Below are 4,105 nucleotides of genomic sequence, written 5' to 3' on the forward strand. Positions count from 1 at the left end.
ATATTTGATAATGAACAATCAAATTAACATTTGATAATAAGCAATCAAATAATATTTGATAATGAACAATCAAATTAACATTTGATAATAAGCAATCAAATAATATGTGATAATGAATAATCAAATGAAATTTTGCTAAGAGATAATTAAATTTGATTTATTTAACAAATAATCAAGTATCAATAAACATCTATGAGAATTATTAATCATCTAAATCGTCTCTAAATTCTATTTTATCGTCTTCAACTCCAACCATAGATTTGAATTCTCTCATTTTTCTATCATTTTGTTTAGACTCTAAAAAACCATAAACAGATTTATGTTGTGACCCATTGAGAATCATTTCAACAGCTTCTTTTGCTACCATGACATTTTCAAGTTCACCAATAAATGCAACAGTTTTACCATAAACTGCCATTGAAACTTCTGCCATGCTTATTATAATTTCTCGAGTCCTACCATCCTTACCAATAATTCTTCCTTTTTGTCTAGCTAAAGCTTTTTTTGATTTACCTACATATAATGTTAATTTTATTATTTCAAGATAAATATCATCTTCATTTAATTTTAAAGCTACATCAGGATTGAAGCCTCTTCCAATCGCTCTGACAATATGATTAGTTTTCCAAACGCCGAGAGGATCTTCCATTTTGTCATTTGGAGAAACAACAACAGTTCCTTCCTCACCATCAATATCTAACCAAGTATTAGTAGCTCTTTCAATTTTTTCTTTAGTTTCACCATTTGTTCCTATTAAGACTCCTATCCTATCTTGAGGAATCTTGAGATATTCTGTTGTTGGCAAATTTTCACCTCTAATTAGTAATATAAATTAATATTAAATTAATGTCTAAATTTAATGATAATGTCTAAATTTAATTTCTGAATAATATTTAGACCAATATTTAGATATTATTCAGATTAATATTTAGATTAGTATTCGAATTAATATTTTACAAATTATTATAAATTATTTAATGTATTAATTAATTAACTATTAATATATTATTTAATATATTAATCAACTATTTAATGGATTATTTAATAATTAATTAACTATTTAATGGATTATTTAATAATTAATTAACTATTTAATGAATCATAATTAGCTAATTTAGTCAATTAAATATTTAGCTAATTATTTAGCTAATTATTTAATTTTATTAATTATATAATTTAATAAATATCAATTTCTATATATTAAATTATAATTTCTTATAATACTTTATTATCTAATACATTAACTTATATTTATTTATTTCTATCTCAACATTTATCAATTTTAAATATATTATATAAGGATATATTGCAAAACTAATTATAATTAAATAAAATATAATATATAAATTAAATCAAAGAGCAAATGAAAAGTAATAAATTGTAATATTTAAATATTGATTATAAATATTCGCAAAAAACAAAAAATAAGGCAACAACTGATTAAAAATATTAAACTAACTCATAAAAATAATGTAAAAATAAAATAAGAATATAAAAAGTATTAATAAATAATATACAGAAATCAAAACTAAATTAATATAAATTTATACAAAATAATGTTAAAATGAGCATCTAATCTAAATTAATATCTATTTCAAGCTTATTTACAATTTCATCCAATGAATATGAGGAACCTAATTTTTTAAATTCACCATATACATTTTTAACATCACGAACCAGTAATTCATTAGCTATAGGATGATCCCTAACAACAGATTGTGAAACATCAATAATTACAGGATTTTCATTATGATTTAAAATATTAAATGTTGATAAATCTCCATGAATTAAATTAGCTTCATTAATAAATTTTTTCATTTCTAATAATAATTTATTTAAAAAATCATCCACATCTTTTGGTTTTTGATTTTTTACAGTTTGTGAAGGATTTCCATCACTAGAACCAATAAATTCCAAAATAAGTACATTATTCAATGCCACAATAGGTTTTGGAACATTAACTCCTGCTTCAAGAGCTCTTTTTAGGTTTCTAAACTCTTTATTAACCCAACTAGTTATAAGCTTACGTTTATTATTAGAACGTATATGAAATCTAGGATCTCCCTGAATATAATATTGCATTTTTTTAAAATCAGAAGTAGCTATCCTATATATCTTAACAGCTACATAAGAATCATCAATTACTCCTTTTAAAACATTAGCTTCTTTTCCAGTACTAATAGCCCCATTTAAAATATTGATGTAACCTTGATTAGCTAATTTATATAAAGTTTCAAGTGTTTGTTTATCAAAGATTTCACTACCTACTCTTCTATCTTCAACACTTTTATTTCTCTTTTTAGAGATCAGTTTCTGAACTTCTTCATCAGCTTTAGCTATTTTAGGATTCATGGATAATCTTTTTATTATATATATTTGTCTTTTTTGACATACTTCTATTTATTTCATATATGTTAATTAATTTCTAAATTTTTTTATAAATTTTATTAACAGTTTGTAATATAATAACAATATAAATTTTATATTTCTAGTTATATTAAATCGCAATAATAAACATTTCTTTTCAAAAAAAATGTTAATGAAAAAGTAAATTAAGAATAATTAATATTCAATTGAACATTGTTATTTGAGCATTATTATTTAAATAATTTTATAATTCCCATAATTTTTAGTTGTTATCATTATTTTGTTAATAATTAAAAAAATAAAAAATTAGGAGCCAATGCTCAAAAAATATAAAAAAATGGTTTTGCATTTTTTGCAAAACCTTTATATGTTAATAAAAACAATATATTAAACAATGAAAGAGAAAACACAGAACCAATTCCAACTACATGGAAAAGACATATACTACCATGAAACACCCCGAGGATGGGCAATAGTAATTATGCCCGATAGAATAAGAATAGACACTTACCACAAAGAACCTCACATACATTTTGGATTAAAAGGGATACACCTACCCATACGATTCAAAGAACTTGAAATAGTTGGATTAATAATAATTTTACACCTTAATAAATATAAAAAAATAGATAAAAAAAGATTAAAGGAGAGATTAATATGATACAAATAAAATTAATAAGAGAAATAAAAGGAAAAGAATATGTGAAAGAGATGGAAGAAAAATATACCAATCCAAAAAACCTTAAAGCAGTATATGAAGAACATGAGGATATGAAACTACAATTAGATTACGATGACTGGATATATTTTAAAGATCACCCTGAAGAAACCCTCAAACAAACACATATACTATATGATTACAAAGGACTGAGTGCAACTGATCTTGAGCTACTAGATACTATAAAAAATAGTAAACCTAATTCATTAACTGAAATAGCTAAAATCATGAAAAAAGATGTAAGTAATATTCAAAGAAATGTTAATAAATTAAAAGAAGATGGTTTTATTGAACTTAAAGAAGGAAATATAAACAACATGAAAACACCTGTTTTTAATTATGATAAAATAGAAATAGCTATTTAAAATAGAACTATTTAATTATAAAAATTTCTTCAACAATCATTTAGCTAAAATTTGATTAGTTTTAGAATGAAATACACTACTAAATATCCACCTATCATATAATATGATAAGTATATACTCCACTTTTTTTATATTTCACTTTTTCAAAATATAAATTTTATTAGTATAATGCATAATTGAAAATATGATTATTATAATACTATAGATTATCAAAATCTTTCTTAACAATTTCAAACATAGTTTTAATATCTTTAGGAATATTAACCTCTTTTATACTCTTATTTGTATCATTTTTTTTTTGATAAATATACTCTTGAGTAAAAGATTGACTCATGAATACAAGATTATTAAAGTCGATTTCAACATTTTTAGCAGGATAATTATTCAATTCTTTAAATAACTTTCTAACTGATGAATTAATCCCTAAATTAGGATAATTTTATACTTATTTTATATATTAACAATATTTAAAGAGAATTTAAGAGACCAGACAAAAACAAATAATAAAAAATTACTAAAATATTAAAAACTTTATAAAATCAAAAATAAAATTAATATTATATTTTAATCCAATTTGGAAAATAAAAATTTATAGATAAAAAAATAAAAAAATATTTGAAAAAGTTACATTTTTAAGAAACCTTTTCTTTCAAGC

Annotated in this window: 6 protein-coding genes; 2 read left to right on the forward strand and 4 right to left on the reverse strand. The window is 21.8% G+C overall.

The window, feature by feature from the left end:
• Positions 1-202: 202 nt before the first annotated feature.
• The 3 genes from Q0087_RS04705 to Q0087_RS04715 all read right to left on the reverse strand — a co-directional run bounded on the left by Q0087_RS04705 (position 203) and on the right by Q0087_RS04715 (position 2,840).
• On the reverse strand, positions 203-805 hold the full coding sequence (locus tag Q0087_RS04705; RefSeq protein WP_297898520.1) for a KH domain-containing protein: 603 nt from the start codon (positions 803-805) through the stop codon (positions 203-205).
• Positions 806-1,572: 767 nt separating this feature from the next.
• The gene (locus Q0087_RS04710; RefSeq protein WP_297898521.1) at positions 1,573-2,352 is read right to left on the reverse strand and encodes a serine protein kinase RIO; all 780 of its coding nucleotides are present in this window, start codon (positions 2,350-2,352) and stop codon (positions 1,573-1,575) included.
• A gap of 335 nt (positions 2,353-2,687) precedes the next feature.
• Complete coding sequence (locus tag Q0087_RS04715) at positions 2,688-2,840, reverse strand: hypothetical protein (RefSeq protein ID WP_297898522.1); 153 nt, start codon at positions 2,838-2,840, stop codon at positions 2,688-2,690.
• An 8-nt stretch (positions 2,841-2,848) separates the two neighbouring features.
• On the opposite strand from Q0087_RS04715, the gene Q0087_RS04720 reads away from it, so the two are divergent.
• Both Q0087_RS04720 and Q0087_RS04725 read left to right on the forward strand, forming a co-directional pair.
• The gene (locus tag Q0087_RS04720) at positions 2,849-3,028 is read left to right on the forward strand and encodes a hypothetical protein (RefSeq protein ID WP_297898523.1); all 180 of its coding nucleotides are present in this window, start codon (positions 2,849-2,851) and stop codon (positions 3,026-3,028) included.
• Positions 3,025-3,450, forward strand: coding sequence for a MarR family transcriptional regulator (locus tag Q0087_RS04725; protein WP_297898524.1), 426 nt, complete (start codon positions 3,025-3,027; stop codon positions 3,448-3,450). Before Q0087_RS04720 ends, Q0087_RS04725 begins: the two co-directional genes overlap by 4 nt.
• 199 nt (positions 3,451-3,649) lie before the next feature.
• Here the strand turns inward: Q0087_RS04725 and Q0087_RS04730 are convergent, their stop codons facing one another.
• Positions 3,650-3,838 (reverse strand): hypothetical protein, encoded by a 189-nt coding sequence (locus tag Q0087_RS04730; RefSeq protein WP_297898525.1) that lies wholly within the window; start codon positions 3,836-3,838, stop codon positions 3,650-3,652.
• Between the last annotated feature and the right edge of the window lie 267 nt (positions 3,839-4,105).

This window comes from uncultured Methanobrevibacter sp. (assembly GCF_937881195.1).
Classification (GTDB): domain Archaea; phylum Methanobacteriota; class Methanobacteria; order Methanobacteriales; family Methanobacteriaceae; genus Methanobinarius.

What these genes read in the sequence shown, in the direction of transcription:
- Q0087_RS04725 (WP_297898524.1), top strand. Translation starts at nt 3,025, where the DNA reads ATGATACAAATAAAATTAATAAGAGAAATAAAAGGAAAAGAATATGTG.
- Q0087_RS04720 (WP_297898523.1), top strand. Translation starts at nt 2,849, where the DNA reads ATGCCCGATAGAATAAGAATAGACACTTACCACAAAGAACCTCACATA.
- Q0087_RS04710 (WP_297898521.1), bottom strand. Translation starts at nt 2,352, where the DNA reads ATGAATCCTAAAATAGCTAAAGCTGATGAAGAAGTTCAGAAACTGATC.